The 26,730-nt window shown below is 63.4% G+C and carries 24 protein-coding genes and 1 pseudogene; 14 read left to right on the top strand and 11 right to left on the bottom strand.

Translation table 11 applies throughout. The features are described from left to right. Positions 1-67 precede the first annotated feature (67 nt). The 4 genes from betA to betI all read right to left on the bottom strand — a co-directional run bounded on the left by betA (position 68) and on the right by betI (position 4,919). The gene (gene betA / locus LB564_RS21615) at positions 68-1,720 is read right to left on the bottom strand and encodes a choline dehydrogenase (RefSeq protein WP_224540794.1); all 1,653 of its coding nucleotides are present in this window, start codon (positions 1,718-1,720) and stop codon (positions 68-70) included. Further along, positions 1,713-2,714 carry a threonine/serine dehydratase gene (locus LB564_RS21610; RefSeq protein WP_411910191.1) on the bottom strand — a complete coding sequence of 334 codons (1,002 nt, stop codon included), beginning with the start codon at positions 2,712-2,714 and terminating at the stop codon, positions 1,713-1,715. The genes betA and LB564_RS21610 overlap by 8 nt, the downstream gene beginning before the upstream one ends. Continuing rightward, a complete protein-coding gene (betC, locus tag LB564_RS21605) occupies positions 2,714-4,243 on the bottom strand; it encodes a choline-sulfatase (RefSeq protein ID WP_224540790.1) in 1,530 nt (509 codons plus the stop codon). Before betC ends, LB564_RS21610 begins: the two co-directional genes overlap by 1 nt. A 91-nt stretch (positions 4,244-4,334) precedes the next feature. Then, positions 4,335-4,919 (bottom strand): choline-responsive transcriptional repressor BetI, encoded by a 585-nt coding sequence (gene betI / locus LB564_RS21600; RefSeq protein ID WP_224540788.1) that lies wholly within the window; start codon positions 4,917-4,919, stop codon positions 4,335-4,337. 198 nt (positions 4,920-5,117) lie between these two features. On the opposite strand from betI, the gene LB564_RS21595 reads away from it, so the two are divergent. Continuing rightward, positions 5,118-6,284 carry an acetyl-CoA acetyltransferase gene (locus LB564_RS21595; protein ID WP_095791453.1) on the top strand — a complete coding sequence of 389 codons (1,167 nt, stop codon included), beginning with the start codon at positions 5,118-5,120 and terminating at the stop codon, positions 6,282-6,284. A gap of 27 nt (positions 6,285-6,311) precedes the next feature. Then, positions 6,312-7,313, top strand: a pseudogene (locus LB564_RS21590) (asparaginase); the annotation flags it as partial. 12 nt (positions 7,314-7,325) lie between these two features. On the opposite strand, the gene LB564_RS21585 reads toward LB564_RS21590, so the two are convergent. Beyond that, the gene (locus LB564_RS21585; protein ID WP_224540787.1) at positions 7,326-8,702 is read right to left on the bottom strand and encodes a TIGR03808 family TAT-translocated repetitive protein; all 1,377 of its coding nucleotides are present in this window, start codon (positions 8,700-8,702) and stop codon (positions 7,326-7,328) included. Between the two features lie 115 nt (positions 8,703-8,817). Between LB564_RS21585 and greA the strand changes: the two genes are divergently transcribed. Next, positions 8,818-9,291: a transcription elongation factor GreA gene (greA, locus tag LB564_RS21580; protein WP_224540785.1), complete on the top strand. Its 474-nt coding sequence runs from the start codon at positions 8,818-8,820 to the stop codon at positions 9,289-9,291. A gap of 17 nt (positions 9,292-9,308) precedes the next feature. Here greA and LB564_RS21575 read toward each other — a convergent pair whose 3' ends face one another. The 3 genes from LB564_RS21575 to LB564_RS21565 form a co-directional block, all read right to left on the bottom strand. After that, complete coding sequence (locus tag LB564_RS21575) at positions 9,309-9,539, bottom strand: AbrB/MazE/SpoVT family DNA-binding domain-containing protein (RefSeq protein WP_224540783.1); 231 nt, start codon at positions 9,537-9,539, stop codon at positions 9,309-9,311. A gap of 63 nt (positions 9,540-9,602) precedes the next feature. Next, positions 9,603-11,723: a methylmalonyl-CoA mutase gene (scpA, locus tag LB564_RS21570; RefSeq protein ID WP_224540781.1), complete on the bottom strand. Its 2,121-nt coding sequence runs from the start codon at positions 11,721-11,723 to the stop codon at positions 9,603-9,605. Continuing rightward, complete coding sequence (locus tag LB564_RS21565; protein WP_224540780.1) at positions 11,720-13,162, bottom strand: methylmalonyl-CoA mutase subunit beta; 1,443 nt, start codon at positions 13,160-13,162, stop codon at positions 11,720-11,722. The genes scpA and LB564_RS21565 overlap by 4 nt, the downstream gene beginning before the upstream one ends. A 325-nt stretch (positions 13,163-13,487) precedes the next feature. Between LB564_RS21565 and LB564_RS21560 the strand changes: the two genes are divergently transcribed. Next, the gene (locus LB564_RS21560; protein ID WP_224540778.1) at positions 13,488-15,035 is read left to right on the top strand and encodes a helicase HerA-like C-terminal domain-containing protein; all 1,548 of its coding nucleotides are present in this window, start codon (positions 13,488-13,490) and stop codon (positions 15,033-15,035) included. A 31-nt stretch (positions 15,036-15,066) separates the two neighbouring features. Here LB564_RS21560 and LB564_RS21555 read toward each other — a convergent pair whose 3' ends face one another. Then, entirely contained in the window at positions 15,067-16,104 is a 1,038-nt protein-coding gene (locus tag LB564_RS21555; RefSeq protein WP_224540776.1) for a LacI family DNA-binding transcriptional regulator, read from the bottom strand. A 270-nt stretch (positions 16,105-16,374) separates the two neighbouring features. Between LB564_RS21555 and LB564_RS21550 the strand changes: the two genes are divergently transcribed. The 7 genes from LB564_RS21550 to LB564_RS21520 all read left to right on the top strand — a co-directional run bounded on the left by LB564_RS21550 (position 16,375) and on the right by LB564_RS21520 (position 22,580). Next, positions 16,375-17,394, top strand: a complete 1,020-nt coding sequence (locus LB564_RS21550) for a sterol desaturase family protein (protein WP_224540774.1) — start codon at positions 16,375-16,377, stop codon at positions 17,392-17,394. Positions 17,395-17,487: 93 nt separating this feature from the next. Next, a complete protein-coding gene (locus tag LB564_RS21545; protein ID WP_224540771.1) occupies positions 17,488-18,468 on the top strand; it encodes a sugar ABC transporter substrate-binding protein in 981 nt (326 codons plus the stop codon). A 258-nt stretch (positions 18,469-18,726) separates the two neighbouring features. Then, the gene (locus LB564_RS21540) at positions 18,727-19,731 is read left to right on the top strand and encodes an ABC transporter permease (RefSeq protein WP_224540952.1); all 1,005 of its coding nucleotides are present in this window, start codon (positions 18,727-18,729) and stop codon (positions 19,729-19,731) included. Then, complete coding sequence (locus LB564_RS21535) at positions 19,728-20,552, top strand: ATP-binding cassette domain-containing protein (protein ID WP_224540769.1); 825 nt, start codon at positions 19,728-19,730, stop codon at positions 20,550-20,552. The genes LB564_RS21540 and LB564_RS21535 overlap by 4 nt, the downstream gene beginning before the upstream one ends. A 111-nt stretch (positions 20,553-20,663) precedes the next feature. Further along, a complete protein-coding gene (locus LB564_RS21530) occupies positions 20,664-20,975 on the top strand; it encodes a MocE family 2Fe-2S type ferredoxin (RefSeq protein WP_224540768.1) in 312 nt (103 codons plus the stop codon). Position 20,976: 1 nt separating this feature from the next. Then, on the top strand, positions 20,977-21,816 hold the full coding sequence (locus LB564_RS21525; protein ID WP_224540766.1) for a hydroxypyruvate isomerase family protein: 840 nt from the start codon (positions 20,977-20,979) through the stop codon (positions 21,814-21,816). Next, the gene (locus LB564_RS21520; RefSeq protein WP_224540764.1) at positions 21,768-22,580 is read left to right on the top strand and encodes a 3-methyl-2-oxobutanoate hydroxymethyltransferase; all 813 of its coding nucleotides are present in this window, start codon (positions 21,768-21,770) and stop codon (positions 22,578-22,580) included. Before LB564_RS21525 ends, LB564_RS21520 begins: the two co-directional genes overlap by 49 nt. A gap of 82 nt (positions 22,581-22,662) precedes the next feature. Here LB564_RS21520 and LB564_RS21515 read toward each other — a convergent pair whose 3' ends face one another. Next, positions 22,663-23,493, bottom strand: a complete 831-nt coding sequence (locus tag LB564_RS21515; RefSeq protein WP_224540762.1) for a L,D-transpeptidase — start codon at positions 23,491-23,493, stop codon at positions 22,663-22,665. Positions 23,494-23,664: 171 nt separating this feature from the next. Further along, positions 23,665-24,327, bottom strand: coding sequence for a haloacid dehalogenase type II (locus tag LB564_RS21510; RefSeq protein ID WP_224540760.1), 663 nt, complete (start codon positions 24,325-24,327; stop codon positions 23,665-23,667). 155 nt (positions 24,328-24,482) lie between these two features. Between LB564_RS21510 and LB564_RS21505 the strand changes: the two genes are divergently transcribed. The 3 genes from LB564_RS21505 to LB564_RS21495 all read left to right on the top strand — a co-directional run bounded on the left by LB564_RS21505 (position 24,483) and on the right by LB564_RS21495 (position 26,724). Next, positions 24,483-25,361 (top strand): branched-chain amino acid aminotransferase, encoded by an 879-nt coding sequence (locus LB564_RS21505; RefSeq protein WP_224540758.1) that lies wholly within the window; start codon positions 24,483-24,485, stop codon positions 25,359-25,361. Positions 25,362-25,536: 175 nt separating this feature from the next. Continuing rightward, a complete protein-coding gene (locus LB564_RS21500; protein WP_224540756.1) occupies positions 25,537-26,133 on the top strand; it encodes a superoxide dismutase in 597 nt (198 codons plus the stop codon). 153 nt (positions 26,134-26,286) lie between these two features. Then, complete coding sequence (locus LB564_RS21495; protein ID WP_224540754.1) at positions 26,287-26,724, top strand: c-type cytochrome; 438 nt, start codon at positions 26,287-26,289, stop codon at positions 26,722-26,724. Positions 26,725-26,730: the final 6 nt, after the last annotated feature.

Below are 26,730 nucleotides of genomic sequence, written 5' to 3'. Positions count from 1 at the left end.
TTTCGCCCCCGCGCGTCAGCTATTGGTGCGCGGCTGTCGGGCGGCTCGCTTATCGGCGGATCATGGCCTATCTGTCAGACACCTGCCAGCGCGGATTGATCCACGGTTCCTGGTTGGACGGCGCGAGCGGCGTGCGGCCAAGGATGTGATCGGAGGCTTTCTCGCCGGTCATGATCGATGGTGCATTGAGGTTGCCGTTGGTCACGCGCGGGAAGATCGAGGAGTCGGCGACCCGCAATCCGTCGACGCCGATGACCCGGCACTCCGGATCGACCACGCTTGATTGATCATCGACATGGCCCATCCGGCAGGTGCCGCACGGATGGTAGGCGCTCTCTGCATGGTCGCGGATGAAGACGTCGAGATCGTCATCCGACTGGACATGGCGGCCCGGCGAGAGCTCCTCTCCACGATAGGCATCGAAGGCCGACTGGCCGAAGATTTCGCGGGTCAGCCGGATGCAGTGGCGGAACTCCGCCCAGTCGTCAGGATGCGACATGTAGTTGAAGCGGATGACCGGCTTCGCTTTCGGGTCCGGCGAGCGCAGCGTCACCGAGCCGCGCGACTTCGAGCGCATCGGCCCGACATGCGCCTGGAAACCATGCGACTTGGCCGCCGCCTTGCCGTCATAACGCACCGCCGCCGGGATGAAGTGGTACTGGATATCGGGATAGTCGACGCCTGCCTGCGAGCGCACGAAGGCGGCCGCCTCGAAATGATTGGTGGCGCCAAGGCCCGATTTGAAGAACAGCCATTGCGCCCCGATCAGCGCCTTGGAGAACGGGTTCAGCACTGAATTCAGGGTGATCGGCTTGGTCGATTCCTGCTGAATGTAGAGCTCCAGATGGTCCTGCAGGTTGCCGCCGACGCCGGGCCGGTCGGCCACGACGGCAATGCCGTTTTCGCGCAAATGCCCGGCCGGGCCGATGCCAGACAGCATCAAGATCTTGGGCGAATTGATCGACGATGCCGCGACGATGACTTCACGTCGCGCCTTAACGACCTGAATCTGTTTGTGAGCTTCGATCTCGACGCCGATGGCGCGTTGATTCTCGATGATCACCCGGCGTGCGAAGCCTCTGACCAGACTCACGTTTTTGCGCCTGAGCGCCGGCTTCAGATAGGCTGATGCCGCCGACCAGCGGCGGCCGCCCAGAATGGTCTGCTCCATCGGGCCGAAGCCTTCCTGCTTGGCGCCATTGTAGTCGTCGGTCAGTTCAAACCCTGCCTGCCGGCCCGCTTCGACGAAGGCGCCATAGAGCGGATTGCGGCGCGAGCCGCGCTGCACATGGAGCGGGCCGCCATGCCCGCGCCAGCCATCCTCGCCGCCGTCCGAATCCTCCATCCGCTTGAAGTAGGGCAGCACGTCGGCGAAGCCCCAGCCGGCCGCGCCCTGTTCGGCCCAATGATCGAAGTCGCGGGCATGGCCACGCACATAGACCATGCCATTGATCGACGACGAGCCGCCGATCACCTTGCCGCGCGGCGTCGCCAGCACGCGGCCGCCCAGATGCGGCTCCGGCTCGCTGGCGAATCCCCAGTCGTAGAGGCTCATGTTGAGCGGGATCGACAGCGCCGACGGCATCTGGATCAGCGGCCCCATGTCGGTGCCGCCGAACTCGATGACGATGACCGAATGCTTGCCGTCCTCGGACAGCCGATAGGCCATCGCCGAGCCGGCGGAGCCGGAGCCGATGATGACGAAATCCGCTTCAAGCATGGTTCATATGCGCCATAAAATCGGCGAGCGAGACATTGCCGCCGGTTGCCACCACAAGGACGGTCTTGTCCCTGACATCCACCTTGCCGCCGAGCAGTGCAGCCAGCGACGCCGCGCCCGAAGGCTCCAGCACCAGCTTCATCCGCTCGAAGGCGATCTTCATTGCCCGCCGCACCGATTGATCGTCTACGGTGATGCCGCGCACGCCGGCGGTCTTGACGGCGGCGAAGGGCGCATCACCGGGACGGCGCGACATCAGCCCGTCGCAGATCGATTTAGGGCCGATCGGCATGGTCTCGATCGAGCCATGCGCCAGCGACGAGCCCATGCCGTTGAACCCTTCGGGCTCGACGCCGATGATCTCGGTGGCGGGCGACAGATAATGGAAGGCCAGCGAAACGCCGCCGATCAACCCACCACCGCCGACCGAGCAGAACAAGAGATCGGCGCTGGCGTCCTTGGCGGACAGCTGGTCGAGCGCTTCGAGGCCGGCGCCCGCCTGGCCGGCGACGATCTCGGGATCGTCGAAGGGATGCAGCAAGGCCAGACCTTCGGTTTCCGCGATCTCGCGCGCCTTGGCGGCTGCTACCTCTTCACGCGCGCGGTCGCCATGATCGGTCAGCACGACGCGGGCGCCGTAGCCTGATGTCGCGTCACGTTTGGCGGCCGGTGCGTCGATCGGCATGACGATGGTGACCGGAATGCCGAGCGCCTGGCCGGCCGCGGCCAGCCCTTGCGCGAAATTGCCGGAGGAATAGGCGACGACGCCCTTGCTTGCCTCGTCGGCCGAAAGCCGCTTCAGCCGCCAATAGGCGCCGCGAACCTTGAAGGATCCGGCCCATTGCAGCGATTCCGGCTTGATGAAGACCCGGGCCGCACCGGTTTCCCTGGCCAGCGCCGCCGATTGCAGCAGCGGCGTGATCTGGGTCGCCATGGAGGTGACGGCATAGGCCTGTTTGAGATGGTCGAGTGTGGGAACGAGAAGGTCTGTCATCATTCGCCTCGCGGATACCTTTTGCTCTCTTCGAGATTGTCGAGGTTCATGTGATTGCGCATGTACCGCTCGGACGCCTTCTGCAGCGGCTGGAAATCCCAGGGGTAATAGGCGCCGTTGCGCAGCGCCGGGTAGATGACCCAGCGGCGTGCCTGGCTCTCGCGCACGGCGGCGTCGAAACCGGCCATGTCCCAACGCGCCCTGACCTTACCCATGAACGCGGCCACCAGCGCCGCATTGGCGGGGTCGTCGGCCAGATTTTTCCGCTCCAGCGGATCGGCTTCGAGATCGAACAATTGCGGCGGATCGAGTTCGCAATGGACGAATTTGTAGCGGCCCTCGCGGATTGCCACCAAAGGCGCATAGGACCCTTCGGCGGCATACTCGATCAGCACCGGTGCCGTGCGCTGCCCGCCATGGGTCAGCGGCAGCAGCGACTGCCCGTCGGTCCAAGGCGCGATCGCCCCGATGTCGATGCCGGCAAGGTCGCAAAGCGTTGGCGCCACGTCGAGATTGGAGACCGGCGCCTCGATCAGCCCGGCATGAATACCCTTGCCGGCAATCATCAACGGCACCCGCGCCGACCCTTCGAAGAAGCTCATCTTGAACCACAGGCCCCGCTCGCCCAGCATGTCGCCGTGATCCGAGCAGAACAGGATGATCGTATCGTCGAGCATGCGCGTTCGCGTCAGAACATCCAGCAGCTCGCCGAGCTTGTCGTCGACATAGGAGATGTTGGCGAAATAGCCGCGCCGCGAACGGCGCACCTGCTCGGGCGTGATCTGGAAGGAGGGATAGTCGCTGGCATGGTACAGCCGCTGCGAATGCGGATCCTGATCGTCATGCGCGATGAACCCGGTTTCCGGGTCCAGCGCCTGGCAATGCTCGTAGAGATCCCAGTATTGCTTGCGCGCGACATAGGGATCGTGCGGGTGCGACAGCGAGACGGTGAGGCACCATGGCCGATGGCTGGCATCGTCCTGTTCGCGGGAAAGCTGGTAGAGTTTTTGAGACGCGAGGAACACGACCTCGTCGTCATACTCCATCTGGTTGGTGGTCTCGGCGACACCGGCTCCGGTCACCGAACCCAGATTGTGATACCACCACTCGATGCGCTCTCCGGGTTTGCGGTAGTCCGGCGTCCAGCCGAAATCCGCCGGATAGATGTCGGTGGTCAGCCGGTCCTCGAAACCGTGCAACTGGTCCGGTCCGACGAAATGCATCTTGCCCGATAGGCAGGTGTAGTAGCCGGCGGCACGCAAATGATGGGCGAAGGTCGGGATCGACGAGGCAAATTCGGCCGCATTGTCGTAGACACCGGTGCGCGACGGCAACTGGCCGCTCATGAACGAGGCGCGGCCCGGTGCGCAGAGCGGCGAGGCAGTATAGTTGTTGGCAAAGCGCGCCGACCTCGCGGCCAGCGCTTTCAGATGCGGCGTGTGCAGAAATTCCGCCGGCCCGTCCGGGAAAAAGGTCCCGTTGAGCTGGTCGACCATGACGATCAGGAAATTGGGTCGCTTCGCTGTCACTGTTTGTGCCGTCCGTTCGTGCATGTCGCCCAAAAGTGCGCCGCGGTTTTGGGACAACGACATGCATAAAAAGAGAGACTTAAAGCGCGTCTCATTGACGTGCATTAAGTTTGGTTTCGAGATAGTCCTCGACCAGCGCGATCGCGGTCGCGGCGTCGGGCACGCCATCCTTCAGCGCGCGCCTGATATAGAGGCCGTCGATCATTGCCGCCGTCGCTTCCGCGGCGCGGTCGGCTTCGGTCCTGGGCAGGATACCGATCAAGCCGCTCATCAGGTTCGAATGCAGCCGCCTTGCGTAGATTCTGAGCAGCCGGCGCAGCGAGGACGATTGCTGCGCCTCGACATAGAAAGCGAGCCATGCGGCGATGGTCTCCGCCTGGAACTGGATGTCGGAAAAATTGACGGCGACCACGGCCGAGACGCGTTCGCGCGCGGTCCCGGCGGAACGCAATGCCTGCCGCATGTCGACAGTCAGTTCGGCCAGGATGTGCCGCATCGTCGCGAACAGCAGCTCGTCCTTGGCGCCGAAATAATGATGGGCAAGCGCCGATGACACACCGGCGCGTCCGGCGATCTCGGACATGGTCACATCGAGCGAGCCGCGCTCGCCGATCGCCGAGATCGTCGCGTCGATGAGCGCCTTGCGGCGCAACGGCTCCATTCCGACTTTAGGCATGTTGTTCCCGATTTTTGCGGGAGATTATTTTTTATTGACGCGTCAATCAATAAAAAATCGATGCCGACGCGACCTGCACCAAGCGATTGTTGGGTTGCGGCCCTTCACGGTCCGGGCAAGAATGTTTATATTTGAACAATAAAGGCGAAGTGCGCTGCGAGCCACGGGCAAAGGCTGGCGCCAAGGATGGAGACCGCCATGACAGCATGCATCGTTGGCTGGGCGCATTCGCGCTTCGGCAAGCTCGAGGGCGAGACGCTCGAAAATCTGATCGTCAAGGTGGCGACGGACGCGCTCGATCATGCCGGCATTGGCCCGGACGAGGTCGACGAGATCGTGCTTGGCCATTTCAACGCCGGTTTTTCGGCGCAGGATTTCACCGCGAGCCTGGTTCTGCAGGCCGATGACCGGTTACGCTTCAAGCCGGCTACGCGCGTCGAGAACGCTTGCGCCACCGGTTCGGCCGCCGTCCGGCAGGGCATTCGCGCCATCGATGCAAACGCTGCCCGCATCGTGCTGGTGGTCGGTGCAGAGCAGATGACGACGACGCCAGGACCCGAAATCGGCAAGAACCTGCTCAAGGCGTCCTATCTGCCCGAGGACGGCGAGACGCCGGCCGGCTTTGCAGGCGTCTTCGGCAAGATCGCGCAGGCCTATTTCCAACGCTATGGCGACCAGTCGGACGCGCTCGCCATGATCGCCGCCAAGAACCACAAGAACGGCGTCGACAATCCCTATGCGCAGATGCGCAAGGATTTCGGCTATGAATTCTGCCGGCAGGAGAGCGAGAAGAATCCCTTCGTCGCCGGTCCGCTGAAGCGCACCGACTGCTCGCTGGTTTCAGACGGCGCGGCAGCCCTTATCCTTGCCGACACGGCCACAGCCCTGAAGATGCGCCGCGCCGTAGCCTTCCGCGCCAACGAACATGTGCAGGATTTCCTGCCGATGTCGAAGCGCGACATCCTGGCCTTCGAAGGCTGCGAGCAGGCCTGGACCCGCGCTTTGAAGAATGCCGGCGTGACGCTCGACGATCTCTCCTTCGTCGAGACGCATGATTGCTTCACCATCGCCGAACTGATCGAATATGAGGCGATGGGGCTGGCCAAGCCCGGTGAGGGCGCCAAGCTGGCGCTGGATGGCACAACGGCAAAAGACGGCCGCCTGCCGGTCAATCCCTCCGGTGGGCTGAAGGCCAAGGGCCATCCGATCGGCGCCACCGGCGTCTCCATGCATGTCCTGACCGCCATGCAGCTTGTCGGCGAAGCCGGCGGTATCCAGGTGCCGGGCGCGAAACTGGGCGGCATCTTCAACATGGGCGGCGCGGCTGTCGCCAACTACGTTTCCATTCTTGATCGGATCAGGTAAACCGCCCCGGCATTCACGGGAGGTGAGATGGCCAATCCGGTTCTGATCGAGGTTTTGCGCGGCGCCATTGTCGAGAGCGCCCATCGCGGCGCCGTCGCCGTCTTCGATGCGGACGGCAAGCCGGTCCTGGAGATCGGCGACACCTCCAGGCCGGTGTTTCCGCGCTCGGCGGTCAAGGCCATCCAGGCCCTGCCACTGGTCGAAACGGGTGCCGCCGATGCCTATGGCTTCGGCAACCGCGAACTGGCGCTGGCCTGTGCCTCTCACTCCGGCGAGCCGGCGCATGTCGACCTGGCGCGGTCCATGCTGGCCAGGGCCGGGCTGGACGGGTCGGCGCTTGAATGCGGCACCCACTGGCCCTCGGACCATGACGCCGAGATCGCGCTAGCGCGTGCCGGAGGCTTGCCGAACGCGTTGCACAACAATTGTTCCGGCAAGCATTCCGGCTTCCTCTGCACCTGCGTCCATTCCGGCATCGGGCATCGCGGCTACGTCAAGCCTGGGCACGCCTTGCAGGAAATGGTGCGCGACGCCATGCAGGCGGTCACCGGCGCTGTCCACGGCGCCCACGAACGCGCGACCGATGGCTGCTCGATCCCGACCTATGCGGTGCCGCTCAGGAGCTTTGCCCTCGGCTTTGCCCGCATGGCGACGACAAACGGCTTTGGCCCGGAGCGGGCGAAGGCCGCGAAGCGGCTGCTTTCGGCCTGCATGGCGGAGCCGTTCTTCGTCGCGGGCACCGGCCGTGCGGACCTGTTGCTGATGGAAGCCGCTCCCGGACGGATTTTTGCCAAAGGCGGAGCCGAGGGTGTCCATTGTGCCGCAATTCCCGAACTCGGCCTTGGTATCGCGGTCAAATGCGATGATGGTGCCGGGCGCGCCGGCGATGCAATCGCCGCCGCCGTCCTCGCCAGGCTGTTGCGGACGGACGAAACCCTGGCCGCGAAACTGCTTGAACTGGCGAACGCGCCCATCGAAAGCCGGAATGGCGCCAAGGTCGGGGCGCTGAGGCCGACGCCGGCCTTGAATTGCAGGTGGCAATCAGCTGACGCGGTTGCGCTCGACGGTCAGGTGCGCGTAACCGCTGCTGCTGGTCTGGGTGAGATCCGCTGTGACCGGCTCGGCCCAGCGCTGGCCGACGACCGCCCCGTTCAACGCGCCGTCGATGACATTGTCGGAGATGACGGCGGTGCCGGCACCCTCGACCACGCTTACGACGATGCCGGTGCCTGCCTTGCGAATGATGTTTCCCGTGGCCACGACATTGCGCAGATATGGCCCCCAGCCGATCGACATGCCGTAGAGTGGCGCGTTCTCGATGACATTGTTGGACGCGACGGTATCGGCTTCGACGGCGATGCCGACGCCGAAACCGGGCGGGTCCGCAGTGTAGGGGCCTGATGTCGACAGATTGCGCACGATATTGCCCGAGCAGACACCCATGCGCCCGCCTTCGTTGAAGTTGACGATCGAGATGCCGTTGGCCGCGCCGTCCACGATGTTGTTGGCGATGACGGCGCCCTCGAAGGAAAATTCGGAATAGACTGCCGTTTCGCCCGAGCGTGAGCAGGTGTTACCCGATATCTGCAGATTGCTGGAACTGTTGGCGCGGATCGCCGAGAAGGCGCAGTCCGAAACCACATTGCCCGAGATGACGACATTGCCGGCGCGGAAGGCATTGATGCCGTTGCCGTTCTGGCCTGTACCGCCGCTGCGCGCGCCAATGCGTTCGACGCGGTTGCCGCTGACAATGGTGCCGTCTTCCGCTGCTTGCCAGCGGTGCACGAGGATGCCGCCATTCGCGCAATCGGAGACAGTATTGCCTGATATCGCCAGCCCTCCGGCTTCGACGGAATAGATGCCGGCGTCCGCCGCCCCGGATATGTCCGAACGCTCGATCCGGCCTACCGCATGTTCCAGCGCCAGCCCGTTCTTGCCGCTGCCGGTTATCTGGCAATTGTCGACGACAAGATGCGCGACCCGGCGCAGATCGAGCAGCCCTTGCGCGTAGTCGCCCATCGAGCGGTTCGCGCCGTCGAACACCAGTCCGCTGAGTTCGATATGCTCGACCTGTTCGGCCATGAACAAATGGCCGTCGCCGCCATAGACGATCCGTGTGGCGCCCGGCACGCCGGAAAGACGCAGGCGGCCGGGCAGCGAGAGATTGGACACGACATAGGTTCCGGGCGGCAGGAAGACCGGCATGTCGCGGCCGTTCGCGTCGCGCAGCAGCTTGGCGAAGGCCTTGCTCTGGTCGTCAAACGTACCGGGCTGCACGCCGAGTTCCGCGGCATTGATCGAGCCGCGCATCGAGGCTTTCTCGATGCCGGTCAGGCTGGCGGCCGCCGCCTTGCCGAGAGCGAGGCCCATGACGGCAAAGCCGGCTGTCTGCGTCAGCAGCGTTCGTCTGTTCAGCATCGGCACACAATCCCAGTGTTCAGCCCTGGCATCGCAGGAATCATGCCAGACCTCGGGCAGCTCTTCTCGGAGGCGATGGCTTGCCGAGCAGGCACTCGGCGCCTAAGTTCAAGGAATGAGCAGAGCTTTCACCCGCGAGGAAGACAGCGAAAACGCCATCGCCGGCGTTGGCGAGCGGCCGATCAGCACGCACCGCAATCTGGTGACCGAGCACGGTCTGGCGCAGATCGAGGACAATCTGGCCGATTTGCGCGATATCCTGGCGAAGGCGGAGCGGAAGGCCGACCGCGAGCGCATCGCGGTCGTGTCGCGAGATTTGCGCTACTGGACCGCACGGCGCGAGAACGCCGAACTTTCCGTGCCGGAACCCGGCAGCGATGTCGTCCGCTTCGGCATGGGTGTCACGCTGGAAAGTGACGACGGCAAGAAGGTGCACTGGAAGATCGTCGGCGAGGACGAAGCCGATCCGGCCAAGGGCAGCATCTCGCATGTCTCGCCGATGGCGGTCGCGCTGTTCGGCAAGAAGGTTGGCGACGTGGCCAGCGTCAACGGCAAGGAATGGGAAATCGTCAAGCTCTCTGATGGCTGACGCAAGCTACGTCCCGTCTACTTGGCCATCCTTTGCAAAGCGGCCTCATACTGGTCGTCCATGACATCACGAGCAGCGCGCATCTGCCGTTCGACGTCGCCACTTCTCACCGGTCTTAGAATGACGCCGTCATCGGTTTCGATGATCTGGAATTGATCGCCTACTCGCATGTTCAGGTTGTCCAGCATTTCCTGAGGCAAGGTCACTACACCTGATCGGTCGTCGAGCTTGCGGACAATAGTCTTCACCGCCGTTACCCTTGGTTGCGTTCGTCACTGTGACACAACCTTGCTGGCGCTACAATGTTTCGCTCAACGCGCCAGCAGCCGATCCAGCAGCCGCTCCGCCGCTTCCGGGATGACCGTCCCCGGCGGGAAAATCTCCGCCGCTCCAGCCTTCAGCACCGCATCATAGTCCTGCGGCGGGATGACGCCGCCGGCCACGATCAGCATGTCGCCGCGGCCGAGCTTCTTCAGCGCGTCGCGCAATTCGGGGATCAGCGTCAGGTGGCCCGCTGCCAGCGATGAGGCGCCGATGATGTGGACGTCGTGCTGGATCGCCAACCTGGCGATCTCTTCCGGTGTCTGGAACATGGCGCCGACGGTGACGTCGAAGCCGAGATCGGCGAAGGCCGTCGCGATCACCTTCTGCCCGCGGTCGTGGCCGTCCTGTCCCATCTTGGCCACGAGAATACGCGGCTTGCCGCCGTTTCTCTTTTCGAAGGCATCGAGCTTGTCCCGCAGCCGGTCGACCACCGGATTGTCGCCGAGCGCCTTGCGGTAGACACCGGAAATGGTCTGCACCGTGGCCACATGGCGGCCATAGGCTTTTTCCAAGGCGAACGAGATTTCGCCGACAGTGGCATTGGCGCGCGCGGCGCGGATGGCGAACTCCAGCAGATTGTCCTCGCCCTGCGCGGCTTGGGTCAGCGCGTCGAGGGCGCTTTCGACGGCGGCGACGTCGCGCGTGCCTTTCAGCCGTTGCAGCTTCGACAGTTGCCGGGCCCTGACCTCTGCATTGTCGATCTTCAGCACGTCGACCTCGATGTCGTTCTCGGGGCGATGCGCATTGACGCCGACCAGCACCTGCTCGCCGGAATCGATGCGCGCCTGCGTGCGGGCCGCTGCTTCCTCGATACGCAGTTTGGGTATGCCCTTTTCGATCGCCGCCGCCATGCCGCCGAGAGCCTCGACCTCTTCGATATGGGCGAGCGCACGCGCCGCCAGATCGTGTGTCAGCCGCTCGAGATAGGCCGAACCGCCCCACGGATCGATGATGCGCGTGGTGCCGGACTCTTTTTGCAGGATGAGTTGCGTGTTGCGGGCGATGCGCGCCGAATGGTCGGTCGGCAGCGCCATGGCTTCGTCGAAGGAGTTGGTGTGCAGCGACTGCGTATGGCCTTGGGTCGCCGCCATCGCCTCGATCATGGTGCGGATGATGTTGTTGTAGGGGTCCTGCGCCGTCAGCGACCAGCCGGACGTCTGGCAATGGGTGCGCAGCGACAGCGAGCGCTCGTCCTTCGGCGCGAAATTCTTTTTCATCAGCGTCGCCCACAACAGGCGCGCGGCCCTGAGCTTGGCCACCTCCATGAAGAAGTTCATGCCGACCGCCCAGAAGAAGGACAGGCGCGGTGCGAAACGGTCGATGTCGAGCCCCGCCGCGACGCCGGCCCGGGCATATTCGATACCATCGGCGATCGTATAGGCGAGCTCCAGATCGGCGGTCGCGCCGGCTTCCTGCATGTGATAGCCGGAGATCGAGATCGAGTTGAACTTCGGCATGTTCTTCGAGGTGTAGGAAAAGATGTCCGAAACGATCCGCATCGAGGGCTTCGGCGGATAGATGTAGGTGTTGCGGACCATGAACTCCTTCAGAATGTCGTTCTGGATGGTCCCCGCCAGATCCTTATGCGCGACGCCTTGCTCTTCGGCCGCCACGATGTAGAGCGCCATGATCGGCAACACCGCGCCGTTCATCGTCATCGACACCGTCATCTCGCCGAGCGGAATGCCGTCGAACAACTGCCGCATGTCGAGAATGGAATCGATGGCCACGCCCGCCATGCCGACATCGCCGGCGACGCGTGGATGGTCCGAGTCATAGCCGCGATGGGTGGCGAGATCGAAGGCGACCGACAGGCCCTTCTGGCCGGCGGCAAGGTTGCGCCGGTAGAACGCATTGGACTCTTCGGCGGTCGAAAAGCCGGCATATTGCCGGATCGTCCAGGGTTGCTGGACATACATGGTCGGGTAGGGGCCGCGCACGAAGGGCGGCAGGCCCGGATAGGTGTCGAGATGCGGCAATCCCTTGAGGTCGCCTTGATTGTAGAGATGCTTGACGACGAGGCCTTCCGGCGTCGTCCGCTGTCCCTTGACCTCGACCGGGGCGCGGCGCGGTGGCACCCAGCCGATCTGACTGAAATCCGGAATCAAGAAGCGGCCCCGATGGATTGATCGATGCGGACCGGCGACAGCGGCTCGCACAGGACGACGCCCTCGGTGAAGGCAGGCCGCTTCTCCGCGTCCAGCGTCTCGACCGGACGCTCGCTTTCCAAGGAGTAAAGCGTGGCGCCGACAATGGCCCGCTCGCCTGACTTGAAGGCAATGCCGCGCTGGGCGGCGGCGGTGCGGACGCGCTGCTGGATATGTCCGTCCCGGAGGCTGGAAAGCACGCCGCCTTCCGCCTCGATCGCCTGCAATTCCGCCCACGCGGCTTCGCAAAGGTCCGAGGTCAGCGCTTCGACGGCGCCGGAGCCATAGGCGGGATCGGCGACATGATCGACATGGCTTTCATTGGCCATGATCAGTTGCGCGTTGCGCGCGACGCGGCGGGCAAAAGCCGCCGGCAGGCCGTGCGCGATCGTATGCGGCAGGATTGAGATCGAATCGGCGCCTCCCGCCGCCGCGGCGAAGCAGCCGATCGTCGTGCGTAGGATGTTGGTTTCGGGGTCCGCGGCCGTCATCATGCGAAATGATGTCTCGGCATGGATGTTGGCCGTGGAATTGGGGATCGAGCAGGTCTCCTGCACACGCGCCCAGAGCCTGCGGAGGGCTCGTACCTTGGCCATCGACAGGAACTGGTCCTGGTCGACGCTGAGCGCGAAGCCGATATGCGGCGCGGCATAGACCAGCGGTTGCCGCGCCTTCTCGAACATTCTCAGATACGAGACCGCCGAAGCCAGCATGATGCCGAGTTCCTGCGCTTCGGTGGCGCCGGCATTGTGAAAGACGCGACCGTCCGCCTCCAGAAGCACGCCGGGCACGCCCATCGAGAAGAAATGTGCCAGCGATTGCGGCATCGATTCCTGCAGCGCCTCGATCGACATGCGCAGCCGGCCAGTGCCGGCGAGAATGGCCGCCGGATCGATGCCGAAGGAGAGGTTGAGCTTCGCCGGATCGGACCGGCGCTTGCTCAGGAACGCCACCAGCCAGTCCGCCATGGGTCGGCTCCAGGGGTGGGTATCGATGCGGATCTGGACCCGGTTGAGCGGCACACCATCCAGCACCGTCTCCAATGCTTGCGCCGTCCTCGGCAGGCCGTAGCCGAAGGCGTTCGGAGCACCTTCGAAGACAAGCGACAGCCCTGTCGCGCCTTGCGCGATGTCTTCCAGTACCTGGCTCTTGGCGCGGTCGACATCGGGGTCGTCAACGCGCTGGCTGACGATCCATGGCGACTGGGCATTGGCGCGCACGATCGGTTCGGCTCCCGTCGCGCGGTCATAGAGCGGCTCGACGCGGATGTTGTCGTCGGTGTGCGAGACCAGCTTTTCCTCGAAGGATGCGCCGGCCAACGCCTTCACCGCCAGGGCCAGCCATCGCTGGCGCTCGGCATTGGTTGGCTCAACATCCCTGGTCAAGGCTCCGGCGCCCATTCATCTTCCTCGTTTATGCAACCGCACCAGCCCGGGGCAGTTCAGTCTACGGTCCCGGTTCGGTTATCGCAATGCACGTCCCGGGTCTGAATTCGATCCACCTGATATTCGACCCTCCTGATATAGGTCGGCTTGCGTGGGCGACCATGAACGATTGCCAAACACCATCGAAATTCGCAAGTTCCAAAAATCCGATTTCGGCGATCGACGCCGATTGGATGATTGGCCCCGCTTTGGACAATTGTCATTGTCGCTGTGCGACAGCCTCACTATACCTTCGGACAAAGGCTGGCTTTGGACACAACAGTTTGCGGAGACCCGACATATGGCTGACGACACCAGTATTTTCATCGGCGCCAGCCGCAAGCCCGACGACAGCTATCAGCGGGCCGAAAACCTGCTGCTGCAATACGGCAATCGCCACGGTCTGGTGACCGGCGCCACCGGTACCGGCAAGACCGTCAGCTTGCAGATCCTGGCGGAGGGATTTTCCAACGCCGGCGTGCCGGTCTTCTGCGCCGACATCAAGGGCGACCTTTCCGGCATCGCCATGATGGGCACCGCGCAGGATTTCCTGGTCAAGCGGGCAGAACAGGTGAAGCTCGACCCTTACGACTTCCAGGAGTTCCCGGTCATCTTCTGGGATCTGTTCGGCGAGCAGGGCCACCCCATCCGCGCGACCATTTCGGAAATGGGGCCGCTGCTCTTGTCGCGGCTGATGAACCTGACCGACGCGCAGGAAGGCATCATGAACATTGCCTTCCGCATCGCCGACGAGGAAGGGCTGCTGCTGCTCGACATGAAAGACCTGCAGGCGCTGCTCGCCAACATCGCCGAGCGTGCGGAAGAGATCAGCGCCCGTTACGGCAACGTCACCAAGCCATCGGTGGGGGCCATTCAGCGCACCTTGCTGGTGCTGGAACAGCAGGGGGCGACAAACTTCTTCGGCGAGCCGGCATTGCGCATTGCCGACATCATGCGCACGACCCGCGACGGCCGCGGCGCCATCAGCGTATTGGCCGCAGACAAGCTGATGATGAATCCGCGCCTCTACGCGACGTTCCTGCTCTGGCTGATGTCGGAGCTGTTCGAGGAACTGCCCGAGGTCGGCGATCCCGACAAACCGAAGCTGGTCTTCTTCTTCGACGAGGCCCACCTCTTGTTCGACGAGGCGCCGAAGGTGCTGATCGACAGGGTCGAGCAGGTGGTCCGCCTGATCCGCTCCAAGGGCGTTGGCGTCTATTTCGTCACGCAGAACCCCTTGGATATTCCCGAGAAGGTCCTGGCCCAACTCGGCAACCGCGTGCAGCACGCGTTGCGCGCCTACACGCCGCGCGAGCAGCAGGCGGTGAGGACGGCGGCCGAAACCTTCCGGCCCAATCCGGATTTCGACTGCGCCACCGCCATCACCCAGCTCGCCACCGGCGAAGCGCTGGTCTCGACGCTGGAGGCCGAGGGCATTCCGTCCATGGTCCAGCGCACGCTGATCCGCCCGCCGTCCTCGCGGCTCGGACCCATAACCCCGGCCGAACGGCAGAAGCTGATCGGGGAAAGCCCTGTTATCGGCCAGTACGACCAGGTCATCGATCGCGAATCGGCTTTCGAGATGTTGCAGAAGAAGGCCAAGGAGGCGCAGGACGCCGAAGCGCAGGCACAGCAGGCCGGCAGCGGCGGCTCGCGCTGGACCATTCCCGGCTTCGGCAATGACGATCCAGCACCGCAGTCCGGTGGCCGCCGGGCTCCGGCGCCACGCCCCTCCAATCGCCAGACGGTGGCGGAAGCCGCGATCAAATCGGTGGTGCGCTCGGTCGGCTCGTCGGTCGGGCGAGCGATCGTGCGCGGTATCCTGGGGAGCCTCTCGCGCGGACGTTGAGCCGCGCCTGGGAGTGGTCGCGACTACGCTGCTAGATGTTTTCGCGGGTGTAGATCTCGAAGGGCAGGATGTTTGTAAAACTCCCGCCTTCGTTCGGCGCTGAGACGGCGCGGATCATCCCGGCCAAGGCCGCCTGGGCGATGCTGGCGAGTGGGTGAGAGATGATGAAGGTCAGCGTGCCGTCAAGCAGCGCTGGGCGGGTCGATTCCATCAGCTCGTAACCGACGACGACGAGGCTTCCCGCCCTGCCGGTCGAGTGTAGGGCCGCGATGGTGCCGGTGATGCCGCCGCCGGCGACATAGAGGCCGGACAAATCCGGATTTTCGTTGAGCAGCTTTTCGGTCATCTCCTGCGCGATGGCGCTGGATTCGAAGGTCAGCAACGGCTCGAGCAGCGTGAAACCTGGAGAGTGCTCGCGAAAATAGGAGCGAAAGCCGCTCTCGTTCATTTCCTGGCAGCGGTAGCGGTGGTTGCCGACAAGGATGCCGAGCTTGCCAGGCGCGCGGCAGACATGTTCAAACACCCAAGCCGCGGTGCGCCCAACCTTCCAATTGTCCAGTCCGATGTAAGGCACATTTCCCGTCGCCGAGATTTGCGAAATCAGAGCGAAGACCGGCACGTTGCGGGCATTGAGCGTGTCGACGGCCTGGGTGACGAGGGGATGGACCGCCGCGACGACGCCGAGGGCATCGCATTCGGCGCCGAGCGCCAGCATCCGCGAGGCGACGTTCTGCGGCGACAGATCGTCCAGAAACTCCGTGCGCAGCTCAATCTCGCAGCCGGACATGGTTTCGGTTACCAGGCGCAGCGCCTCGGCCATGTTTCGGTAGAAGGCGCGGCCTGGCTGGTGCAGCAGGAAACCGAACCGGTAGCGCGGCCGGGCAGCCGCTACGCGGCTGCGCAACGCCCCCGTGCCGTAGAAGCCGATCTGCTCCGCCGCCAGCCTGACGCGCTCCCGCATGCCTTGGCGGACGGCGCCCGAGCCGCTCAGCACCCGGTTGACGGTGGCCACCGAAACATTTGCCTCGGCGGCTACATCCTTGATCGTTGGCCGCTTGCCCCGATCCATTTTATCTCATCGCTCCGTCTCATTGATACAAATGTATCATTCAAACCGCGAAATTGATACGAATGAAACAATCAATTTGGAATAAACATTCTATTCTTGATTCATTTTGGATCAAGATGTTTATCTCAGGGAAAGCAAGCAAGGCGCAAACACCGCCGGCCCAGGGATAGCTGCAGCACAACGCGGACCAGGATCTCGCCACCACTTCAGGCGGTGTGAGGCGGCGTGCGCGTGCAAGCCATCCCCGAGGCATGGCGGGGGAGGATCTACATGGACGATCTCAAATACGGCGTGCGCGACAAGCGCGGCGACTGGAAGCCGAACGGACGCGTCGAGGGCGCACCGTTCTGGGATTGGCCGCCGAGGCTGCCGAAGATCCTGGCATGGCTGCCCGGCTATATCTGGCCGTGGAATGCCTTCCACATGGCCACGGCGCTGCTCTACTGGTTCTATATCGTTCCCAGCGTCGAGACGATGAAGACGATCAGCTGGGGCTGGGCGCTGTGGCTCTACGCCGTCAGCGCGGCGGCGATCCTCGTCTTCTACGGCATTTTCGAGCTGCGCTATTACATCAAGCGCACCCAGGCGACGCGCTTCAAATACAACCACAAATTCCCCGCAGACACGCCCTCCGATGTTTTCTGGTTCCAGAGCCAGAACCTCGACAACTTCCTGCGCTCGTTCTTTATCACCATCCCGCTTTGGACCGTGGTCGAAGTCGTCTTCCTGTGGTGCTTTGCCAATGGCTACGTGCCGTGGGTCGGCTGGCAGGATCACCCGGTCTACCTCGTCGCCCTGGTGCTGGTCGCGCCGGCCATCCACGAGGTGCATTTCTTCTTCATCCACCGCCTGATCCACTGGGGCCCGCTCTACCGCTGGATCCATTCGGTCCACCATAATTCGGTCAACCCGTCGCCCTGGTCGTCGCTGTCGATGCATCCCGTGGAAGGGTTTCTCTATCACGCGGTCGCTTTCTGGCACCTGGTCATCCCGTCCAATCCGGTCGTCGCGCTGTTCCAGTTGCACATCGCTGGCTTCGGTGCCGTCAATGGCCATCTCGGCTTCGACAAGCTCGAAGTGACCGAAGAAAAGGCTGTCGATAGCCACGCCTACGCGCATTACCTGCACCATAAATATTTCGAGGTGAACTATGGCGGCGACGGGCTGATTCCGCTCGATCGGTGGTTCGGCACCTGGCACGACGGCACCCGGGAGGGCGACGCCATCATGGACGCCCGCTTCCAGAAAAAGAAGCAACGCATGAACGCCAAGGCCGCGGCCAATCATTGATCGATTCGCGACGCGCAAGGGGTGAGGTGCGCGCCGGCGGATGAATCGAGCTTTTTCTAAACCCGTCTGACGACGGCAACCGGGAGGAACGAAATGAAAACGATCAAGAAACTGCTGATGGCAATCATGCTCGCGGGCGTGGCTGCGACATCGGCCACGTCGGCAATGGCCGATGGGGCGAAGATCTTCGTCATCGGCGGCAAGGCCGACGACCCGTTCTGGTCCAAGGTCAAGAAGGGTGCCGACGATGCCGGCAAGGTCGCCGAACTGACCGGCGGCTCGGTGACTTGGCTCGGTCCGCAGAACTACGACAATCTCGGTCCGGACGCGGCCAAGCTGATCCGCACCGCGCTTAGCCAGAAGCCAAGCGCCATTGTCGGCCCCGACTGGGTGCCGGAAGCGATGGACGACGCCTTCAAGGAGGTCGTCGCCGCCGGCGTGCCGCTCATCATCTACAATTCCGGCGGCATGGATGCGGCCAAGCGGCTCGGCGCCATGAACTATGTCGGCAATGAAGAATATGCCGCTGGTCTCGGCGGCGGCACTTATTACGGCAGCCATGGCTCCAAGAACGTGCTGTGCGTCAACACACTGCCGGGTGCCACCAACACCGAAGACCGCTGCAAGGGCATTGCCGACGCCATCGCCAAGAGCGGCGGCAAATCGAGCCAGTTGCCGCTGCCCTCGTCCAGCTTCGGCAACCCGACCGCGGTCGCCGAGGCGATCAAGGCCGCCGTGCTGAAGGACAACACCATCGACGGTGTCATCACCATCAGCGCCGGCGACGCGAACAGCGCCGCCAACGCCATCAGCCAGGCCAATGCCGGCGACAAGGTCAAGCTCGCTTCCTTCGACATGGACGAGACCGGCCTGCAGCGCATCAAGGCTGGCACGCAGATGTTCGCGGTCGACCAGCAGCCCTACCTGCAGGGCTTTCTTGCGGTGTCGCTGCTGAACGGCCTCGTCAACTATGGGCTCGACCTGCCGACCAGACCGGTGCTGACCGGACCGGGGATCGTCGACGCCGCCAATGTCGATGCGACGATGGCCGGTGCGGCGGCCGGCGCTCGATAACGCTACGCCTGACCTTCTCCCCTTGTGGGAGAAGGTGGATCGGCGCGCAGCGCCGAGACGGATGAGGGGTGCGTGACGGATTGCCGTCCTTGCCAAGCTGGAACACCCCTCATCCGTCGACTGCGGCGACACCTTCTCCCACAAGGGGAGAAGGGGGCCATATTTTCAAGCCACAAAGCCAGGGACATTTCGATGACATCCCAAGCCCATCACCAATCCGCTGCGGCAGCCACCAAGGGGCTCTCCCAGCGCTCTTCGATGCCCTCGCTCGGCAGCCTTGTGCGCCGTCCCGAAGTTGGCTCGCTGATCGGCATGATCGCCGTTCTGGTCTTCTTCTCGGTCTTCGGCGGCGCCAATTTCATGTCGGCCGGCGGTGCCGCGAGCTGGCTCAACGTCGCCTCCGAACTCGGCATCATCGCGCTTCCGATCGGGCTGCTGATGATCGCCGGGCATCTCGATCTGTCCGTCGGCTCGATGGTCCCCGCCAGCTCGATGACCATCGCTATCCTATCGGGCCATTACGGCCTGCCGATTATCGTCGGCATCCTCGCGGCGCTTTGCCTTGGGCTCGCGGTCGGTTTCGTCAACGGCGTGCTGGTGATCCGCACCAAGGTGCCGTCCTTCGTCGTCACGCTCGCCACGCTGTTCGCCTTGGCCGGCCTGACGCTCGGCCTCTCGGTTATCTTGTCCGGCAGCACCAGCGTCGCGCTGAAGAGCGGGCCCACCGCCAAGCTGCTGTTCGGCGATTATCTCGGCGGCAAGTTCGAGGTCACGCTGTTCTGGTGGATCGCCGCCATCCTGATTGTCGGCTTCATCCTGAATTTCTCGCGCTTCGGCAACTGGATCCTGGCCATGGGCGGCGACGCGGTGAGCGCCCGCAATGCCGGCATCCCGACCGACCGGGTGACCATCGCGCTGTTCATGAGCAGCGGCCTGTGCGCCTCCTTCGTCGGCATGTCGCAGGCGATCCTCTACAACAGCGCCCAGGTGGCCGCCGGACAGTCGTTCATCTTCAACTCGATCATCGCGGTGGTCATCGGCGGCGTGCTGCTCACCGGCGGCTACGGATCGGTGGTCGGCATCGTCTTGGGCACACTGACTTTCGCCATCGTCAACCAGGGCATCTTCTACACCGGCTTCGACGCCAACTGGGCGAGCCTGATCATCGGCATCCTGCTGCTGGCGGCCGTGCTGATGAACAACACCTTCCGCACCATGGCGTTGACCTACGCGCCGCGCAACAAATCGAGGGCTCGCCGATGACACCGCCCCTGCTCAGGCTGACCGGGATCAACAAGTCGTTCGGTCCGATCGACGTGCTCCACGACATCTCGCTCGACGTTCACGCAGGCGAGGTGCTCTGCCTGCTCGGCGACAATGGCGCCGGCAAGTCGACGCTGATCAAGATCCTCTCCGGAGTCCACAAGCCGACGTCGGGCACAATGGATATGGATGGCGGATCAGTCGAATTCGACAGCCCGCGCGACGCAGGCGACCATGGCATCGCGACCGTCCACCAGTTCGGCGGCACGTTCCCGCTGATGAGCATCGGCCGCTCCTTCTTCGTCGGCGCCGAGCCGACGCGGCGCTGGGGACCGCTGACCATCTACGACCGCAAGCGCGCCAACGAGATTGCCGTCGCCGAGATGCGCCAGCTTGGCATCACCCGTATCGACGACGGCGATCGTCTCGTCGGCGGACTGTCGGGTGGCGAACGCCAGGCGCTGGCGATCGCACGCGCCGTGCATTTCGGCGCCAGCGTACTGATCCTCGACGAGCCGACCGCGGCCCTTGGCGTCAAGGAGGCGGCGCATGTGCTGCGCATCGTGCTCCAGGCGCGCCGCAAGGGCATCGCGGTGATCTTCATCACCCACAATGTCGTCCATGCGCTCACCGTCGGCGACCACTTCGCCGTGCTCATCAGGGGCGCCAAGGCCGCCGATTTCCGCAAGGGCGAGAAAAGCCGCGAGGCGATCACCGACCTGATGGCGGGCGGCGAGCAGATGGCCGAGCTTGAAGCCGAGATCGAGAGCTTCTCCATGGCTGATGACGGACATGCGCGGGCTGGCGCCAGCCATGCGTGACCAGTGAAGACGCCCATCTCCTCCTCCCGGGCATCTTCCTGTGCGGCCGGCGGAATGCGTGGTCCGCCGGCCGCCTTTTTCAACCAACCAAAGACAGACGGCGGAGTGACAATGGCAAAATGGATCAACGCGTGCGCGACCGATGACATCGACGAGAAGGAGGTCATCCGTTTCGATCACGAGGGCCGGACATTCGCCATCTACCGCAGCCCCGACGATGCATTCTTCTGCACCGACGGGCTGTGCACGCATGAGAAGGTGCATCTCTGTGACGGGCTGGTTATGGAATACAGGATCGAATGCCCGAAACACAGTGGCGTGTTCGACTACCGGACCGGCGAAGCGTTGCGCGCACCGGTCTGCGTGAACCTTAAAACCTACACCACGAAGGTCGAGGACGGCCGCGTGTACATCGAGGTCTGACATGTCCGATACGTTTACGCTTGCGGCTTGCGTCGAAATGCTGTGGCGCGACAAGCCGATGGAATGGCGCGTCAAACGCCTCACCGAAATGGGTTTTCAGGTCGGCCTGTGGAACTGGCCGGACCATGATCTCGCGATGCTGGAAAGATCGGGCGCGACCTTCTCGATCATGAATGGCTATCTGCGCGGCAGGCTTGCCGATGACGAGGGCGCGGCCGAACTGGTGAAGACGGCGAAGGAAACAGCGGCGGTCGGCAAGCGCCTCGGCGTCGCGCGGCTCAATCTGCATGGCACCGGGCTCGGCGAAGGCGGCCTGCCGGTCACGCCCTGCGAGACCGTCACCGGCGCGATGTGGCTCAAGGCGCGCGACACGCTGAACCGCATCGCCGACCTTGCCGAGGCCGAAGGCGTGACGTTCACACTGGAGAATCTGAACCTGCCGCTCGACCATCCCGGCGTGCCGTTTGGACGCGCGCAAGACACGCTGGCGCTGGTCTCCGATGTCGACCGGCCGGGCCTGCGCCTCAATCTCGACCTCTACCATGCGCAGATCGGGGAGGGGAATCTGATCGAGCTGTGCCGCGCCTGCCTGCCCTGGATCGGCGAGGTCCAGGTGGCCGACGTGCCAGGACGCAGGGAGCCCGGTAGCGGCGAGATCAACTACCGGGGCATCGCCCATGCGCTGAAGGAAATGGGTTATCGCGGGCCGGTCGGCATGGAGGCATTTGCCTCGAGCGATCCCGAGGTTGCACTCGAAGCATTCCGCGACGCTTTCACTGTCAGAGGAACAAAATGGTCAGCAAGAATACCCGGCCCACCGTCGCCGACATCCGCGCCATGAAGAGCCGCGGACAGAAGATTTCCATGCTTTACGTCACCTCGCTCGAAGAGGCGGCGGCGGCGGATGCGGCCGGCGTCGACATGCTTTCGATCGAGGGCCGCTTCTTCTCGCCGGAGATGCGCGAGGCGGCCGGCCGCTGTTTCGTCCAGGTCGGGCTGCCTTACGGCCCGGCCGGCAATCTTGTCGTTGCGCAGGACTATCTGAAAGCCGCATACCACTTCATGCGCATCGGCGGTGACTGCTTCTACTGCGCCGCCTCGCTCGATATCCAGAAGACGCTCTGCGACAACGCCGTGCCGGTCGTTGCCCATGTCGGCCTGATCCCGTCGCAATGCACCTGGACTGGCGGCTTCAAGGCCGTTGGCCGAACGGCAGAGAGCGCGCGTGCGGTGTGGGACCACGTTAGGCGCCTTGAAGCTATCGGCTGCTTCGGCGCCGAACTGGAAGTGGTGCCGAACCGGATCGCCGAGCTGATCACCAGAAGCACGCCGATGATCATGCTCGGCATGGGCGCCGGACCGCATGCCGATGCGCAGTATCTGTTCAGCGAGGACGTGCTCGGCCACACCTCGGGCCACAAGCCACGTCATGCCAAGACCTACCGCAACTTCGCCGCCGAATATGAGCGGCTGCAGCGCGAGCGCGTCGCTGCCTATCGCGAATTTATCTCCGACGTGAAGACGGGAGCCTATCCCGAGCCGCAGCACGTGGTCTCGATTTCAGATGAAGAACTCGCGGCTTTCAAGGCTCCGCTTGGCCTCTGACGGATGCCGCCCCGAAAGTCGCAGGCTGTGGCATCGACGTGAATGGAAGGAGCGACGGCGGTGCGTCGCTCCTTCAGCAAACTCAGAAGATCGCGTTCGTGATCGCTTTGACCGGACCGAGCAGGACCGATCCGTCCGGCACGCCCGAGTCGATCGGAATGGCCTTGTGGTTCGCCGTCGCGGCCGCCACCATTGGCTGGCTGGCATCGCTGGTCACGATGACCGGGCTTTTCGACGGCACGCGGTCGTAGAGATCGATGATGTCCTGGTTCATCAGCCGCACGCAGCCCGACGACACCGACTTGCCGATCGAACGCCATTCCGGCGAGCCGTGCAGGCGATAGAGCGTGTCGACATTCCCCTGGAAGAGGTAGAGCGCACGCGCGCCGAGCGGGTTCTTCAAGCCGCCGGGCATGCCGCCATTGTCGGCGCTGTACTGCTTCAGTTCGGGCTGGCGGGCGATCATCTCATCCGGCGGCGTCCATTTCGGCCATTTCTGCTTCCACTGGACCACGGCATCGCCCGACCATTCGAAGCCGGCGCGGCCGAGGCCGACACCATAGCGGATGGCCTGGCCGCCCGGGCGAACCAGATAGAGGAAGTGGCCGGTCGTATCGACGACGATGGTTCCGGGCTTCTGCCCGGTCGGGTCAGGCACGATCTGGCGCAGGAACTGCGGATCGATTCTGTCGACCGGGATGGCCGGCAGATCGAAGCCGCCATCGTTGACCGCCGCGTACATCGACGCATAGTCGGAGAGTGGCGGCTCGACGTAGGTTGGTGGCGGCGGCTCGGCTGGCCTAGGTCCGGTGGTGGTGCATGCGGAAACCGCGATCGAGGCGGCGCCCAGGGCTGCGGCATTGAGGAAGCTGCGACGGCTCAGGCGATGGGATTCGATTTCGGTTATGGACATGGCTGCCTTCTTTAGGACTCAAATCGCAACAAAGCGTGAATACACCGAGCGCTGTTGCAGGTGTCGAACAACACCTGGGGCGATAGGCGGTTCCGATTCTGGCCCGAACGTGGACAAACAAAGGCGAAGCTGTGACTGCGCCGCCACTGTGGCGTTGGGGCCACAGGTCTGCTAGCCACCGCATACCAAGGCGTCCAGCGACGGCAGGATCAGGGCAGGTGGCAGGTCCCGGTATTCCTCCGGCTGGTTGGAGCGGTTTATCCAAACCGTGCGGAAGCCGAATTTTGTGGCGCCAGCAATGTCCCAGCGATTGGAGGACTGGAAGGAAACCGCGCCGGGATAGAGCCGCCAGCCGGTGGCGACCATGTCGTAGACAACAGGGTCGGTCTTGAAGCGCCGCACCGCATCGACTGAATAGATGTCGTCCAGAACATGGTCGAGCGCCGCGGACTTGACGGCTGCCTCCAGCATTTCAGGCGATCCGTTGGAGAGGATCGCCAGTCTCGCGCCCGAAGCCTTCAGCGCCTTCAGCACGGCCGGCACTTCGGGATAACAATCCAGCCTCCAATAGGCTTCCAGCAGCTTTGCCTTCAGGCTCGGGTCGGCCGAAGGGACCTTGCGCAAGGCGAAGTCCAGCGCCTGTTCCGTCAACTGCCAGAAATCAGCATAGGCGCCCATGAGCGTGCGCACCCAGGAATATTCGAGCTGCTTGGCGCGCCAGATTTCGGACAGGAGCTGGCCGTCCGGGCCGATCGCGTCCGCGTGGCGGCGCACGGCCGCGTGCACGTCGAACAGCGTGCCATAGGCGTCGAAAACATAGGCGGCGTATTGCATGGCAACAGTTTTGAGGCGAGCCGGGACAAGGTGCAAGTCTTGATTGCATCGCACCGGCGCTGGCCTCAACAAAACTCCCCGATGCTGGTTGACGGCAGCGGCCAAAGCGTCATCCAATGTTGTCACACTAGATTTGAACGGAACAGGAAAACGCGATGACACTGGCGGCAGCGGCGCAATCCGCGACATGGACTTTCGTCGATGGCGATTGGTACGAAGGCAATGTCGCCATTCTGGGGCCGCGCAGCCACGCCATGTGGCTCGGGACCAGCGTATTCGACGGGGCGCGCTGGTTCGAGGGCGTGGCGCCGGATCTCGAACTTCATGCCGCACGCGTCAATGCCTCGGCGATCGCGCTCGGTCTCGCGCCGAACATGACGCCCGAGCAGATCGTCGGGCTGACCTGGGACGGATTGAAGAAATTCGACGGCAAGACGGCGGTCTATATCAGGCCGATGTACTGGGCCGAGCATGGCGGCTACATGGGCGTGCCGGCAGATCCGGCCTCGACGCGCTTTTGCCTGTGCCTCTATGAATCGCCAATGATCTCGCCGACCGGCTTTTCGGTGACGGTGTCGCCGTTCCGGCGCCCGACCATCGAGACCATGCCGACCAACGCCAAGGCCGGCTGCCTCTATCCCAACAATGGCCGCGCCATTGTCGAAGCCAAAATGCGCGGCTTCGACAATGCGCTTGTGCTGGACATGCTGGGCAATGTCGCGGAGACCGGAACCTCCAACATCTTCCTGGTCAAGGACGGCCATGTGCTGACGCCGGCCCCCAATGGAACCTTCCTGTCCGGCATCACCCGCTCGCGCACCATGACGCTGCTTGGCGACTATGGGTTCAGGACGACCGAAAAGACGCTGTCGGTGCGGGATTTCCTCGAAGCCGACGAGATCTTCTCGACTGGCAACCACTCCAAGGTCGTGCCGGTCACCCGCATCGAGGACCGCGACCTGCAACCCGGTCCGGTGGCCAAGAAGGCACGCGAACTCTATTGGGATTGGGCCCATTCGACCTCGGCCGGCTGACATGCCGGTCCGGCCTTTCGGCCACCGGGCAGTTGGTCGCAGGAAAAGCGTGTGACAGTTCTCGGGAACCCGCTTAGAAAGGGGCCGGCGCTTCACTTCCGGAGTTGTTCCAGCTCAATCCCGACCTATCTTACTCCGGTATCCACACCGGACTTTCCACGAGGGAGTACTACCCATGGCTTTCGAATTGCCCGCTCTGCCCTACGACTATGAGGCCCTGCAGCCCTATATGTCGAAAGAGACGCTGGAGTATCATCACGACAAGCATCACAAGGCCTATGTCGACAATGGCAACAAGCTCGCCGCCGAAGCCGGCCTTGGCGATCTTTCGGTCGAAGAGGTGGTCAAGCAGTCGTTCGGCAAGAATGCCGGCCTCTTCAACAATGCCGCCCAGCACTACAACCATATCCATTTCTGGAAGTGGATGAAAAAGGGCGGCGGCGGCAACAAGCTCCCCGGCGCGCTGCAGAAAGCTTTCGACAGCGATCTCGGCGGCTACGACAAGTTCAAGGCTGATTTCATCGCCGCCGGCACGACGCAGTTCGGTTCGGGCTGGGCCTGGGTTTCGGTCAAGGATGGCAAGCTGGCCATCTCCAAGACCCCGAACGGCGAAAACCCGCTCGTCCATGGCGCCTCGCCGATCCTCGGCGTCGACGTCTGGGAACACTCCTACTACATCGACTACCGCAACGCCCGGCCGAAATATCTCGAGGCCTTCGTCGACAGCCTGATCAACTGGGATCATGTGCTCGAACTCTACGAAAATGCCTGATTGCCTCCAGAAAAGCCCCGCATGCGGGGCTTTTCTTTTTCGGCACCGAACAACCAAAGGTCATACGAAATTCACGCGGGAAGAAGGGAATATTCCTCCCGCCGCATCCGTTAACCTCCTGTCCTGAAATGCCTTCATCAAGGAGCCAAATGAATGAGAAAGCTTGTCATCGCCATCTCCATGCTCGCCCTCGCGGCGTCGGCGGCCTTTGCCGATCCGATCCTCGACCGGCAGGCTCTGATGAAGGAACGTGGAAAGATCGTCGGCGGCCTGTCGAAAGTGGCCAAGGGCGAGGAGCCCTTTGATGCCGCCGCGGTGCTGACGCAACTTCAGGCGCTGCAGGCGAATGCCGAGAAATTCGACGTCGAGGCCTTGTTCCCGAAGGGCAGCGATACGGGCGACACCACGGCGGCGCCGAAGATCTGGGAAGACATGGCCGGCTTCAAGGCGGCCGAGGACAAGTATCTCGCCGACGTCAAGGCCGCGGTCGCCGCCGCTCCCGCGGATGCCGACGCGTTGAAGACGCAGATCGGCGCCATCGGCTCGGATTGCGGCACCTGCCACCAGGGCTACAGGGTCAAGAAGGGCTGATCGCCA

The organism is Mesorhizobium sp. ES1-6, from assembly GCF_020164775.1.
Taxonomy (GTDB): domain Bacteria; phylum Pseudomonadota; class Alphaproteobacteria; order Rhizobiales; family Rhizobiaceae; genus Mesorhizobium.
This window is presented reverse-complemented; position numbering and strand designations above follow the sequence as displayed.

What these genes read in the sequence shown, in the direction of transcription:
- LB564_RS21520 (WP_224540764.1), top strand. Translation starts at nt 21,768, where the DNA reads ATGGTCAGCAAGAATACCCGGCCCACCGTCGCCGACATCCGCGCCATG.
- LB564_RS21495 (WP_224540754.1), top strand. Translation starts at nt 26,287, where the DNA reads ATGAGAAAGCTTGTCATCGCCATCTCCATGCTCGCCCTCGCGGCGTCG.
- LB564_RS21610 (WP_411910191.1), bottom strand. Translation starts at nt 2,714, where the DNA reads ATGACAGACCTTCTCGTTCCCACACTCGACCATCTCAAACAGGCCTAT.
- LB564_RS21505 (WP_224540758.1), top strand. Translation starts at nt 24,483, where the DNA reads ATGACACTGGCGGCAGCGGCGCAATCCGCGACATGGACTTTCGTCGAT.
- greA (WP_224540785.1), top strand. Translation starts at nt 8,818, where the DNA reads ATGAGCAGAGCTTTCACCCGCGAGGAAGACAGCGAAAACGCCATCGCC.
- LB564_RS21525 (WP_224540766.1), top strand. Translation starts at nt 20,977, where the DNA reads ATGTCCGATACGTTTACGCTTGCGGCTTGCGTCGAAATGCTGTGGCGC.
- LB564_RS21535 (WP_224540769.1), top strand. Translation starts at nt 19,728, where the DNA reads ATGACACCGCCCCTGCTCAGGCTGACCGGGATCAACAAGTCGTTCGGT.
- LB564_RS21510 (WP_224540760.1), bottom strand. Translation starts at nt 24,327, where the DNA reads ATGCAATACGCCGCCTATGTTTTCGACGCCTATGGCACGCTGTTCGAC.
- LB564_RS21515 (WP_224540762.1), bottom strand. Translation starts at nt 23,493, where the DNA reads ATGTCCATAACCGAAATCGAATCCCATCGCCTGAGCCGTCGCAGCTTC.
- betA (WP_224540794.1), bottom strand. Translation starts at nt 1,720, where the DNA reads ATGCTTGAAGCGGATTTCGTCATCATCGGCTCCGGCTCCGCCGGCTCG.
- LB564_RS21585 (WP_224540787.1), bottom strand. Translation starts at nt 8,702, where the DNA reads ATGCTGAACAGACGAACGCTGCTGACGCAGACAGCCGGCTTTGCCGTC.
- LB564_RS21545 (WP_224540771.1), top strand. Translation starts at nt 17,488, where the DNA reads ATGAAAACGATCAAGAAACTGCTGATGGCAATCATGCTCGCGGGCGTG.
- LB564_RS21565 (WP_224540780.1), bottom strand. Translation starts at nt 13,162, where the DNA reads ATGGGCGCCGGAGCCTTGACCAGGGATGTTGAGCCAACCAATGCCGAG.
- betI (WP_224540788.1), bottom strand. Translation starts at nt 4,919, where the DNA reads ATGCCTAAAGTCGGAATGGAGCCGTTGCGCCGCAAGGCGCTCATCGAC.
- LB564_RS21530 (WP_224540768.1), top strand. Translation starts at nt 20,664, where the DNA reads ATGGCAAAATGGATCAACGCGTGCGCGACCGATGACATCGACGAGAAG.
- LB564_RS21500 (WP_224540756.1), top strand. Translation starts at nt 25,537, where the DNA reads ATGGCTTTCGAATTGCCCGCTCTGCCCTACGACTATGAGGCCCTGCAG.
- LB564_RS21555 (WP_224540776.1), bottom strand. Translation starts at nt 16,104, where the DNA reads ATGGATCGGGGCAAGCGGCCAACGATCAAGGATGTAGCCGCCGAGGCA.
- LB564_RS21540 (WP_224540952.1), top strand. Translation starts at nt 18,727, where the DNA reads ATGCCCTCGCTCGGCAGCCTTGTGCGCCGTCCCGAAGTTGGCTCGCTG.
- LB564_RS21550 (WP_224540774.1), top strand. Translation starts at nt 16,375, where the DNA reads ATGGACGATCTCAAATACGGCGTGCGCGACAAGCGCGGCGACTGGAAG.
- LB564_RS21595 (WP_095791453.1), top strand. Translation starts at nt 5,118, where the DNA reads ATGACAGCATGCATCGTTGGCTGGGCGCATTCGCGCTTCGGCAAGCTC.
- LB564_RS21560 (WP_224540778.1), top strand. Translation starts at nt 13,488, where the DNA reads ATGGCTGACGACACCAGTATTTTCATCGGCGCCAGCCGCAAGCCCGAC.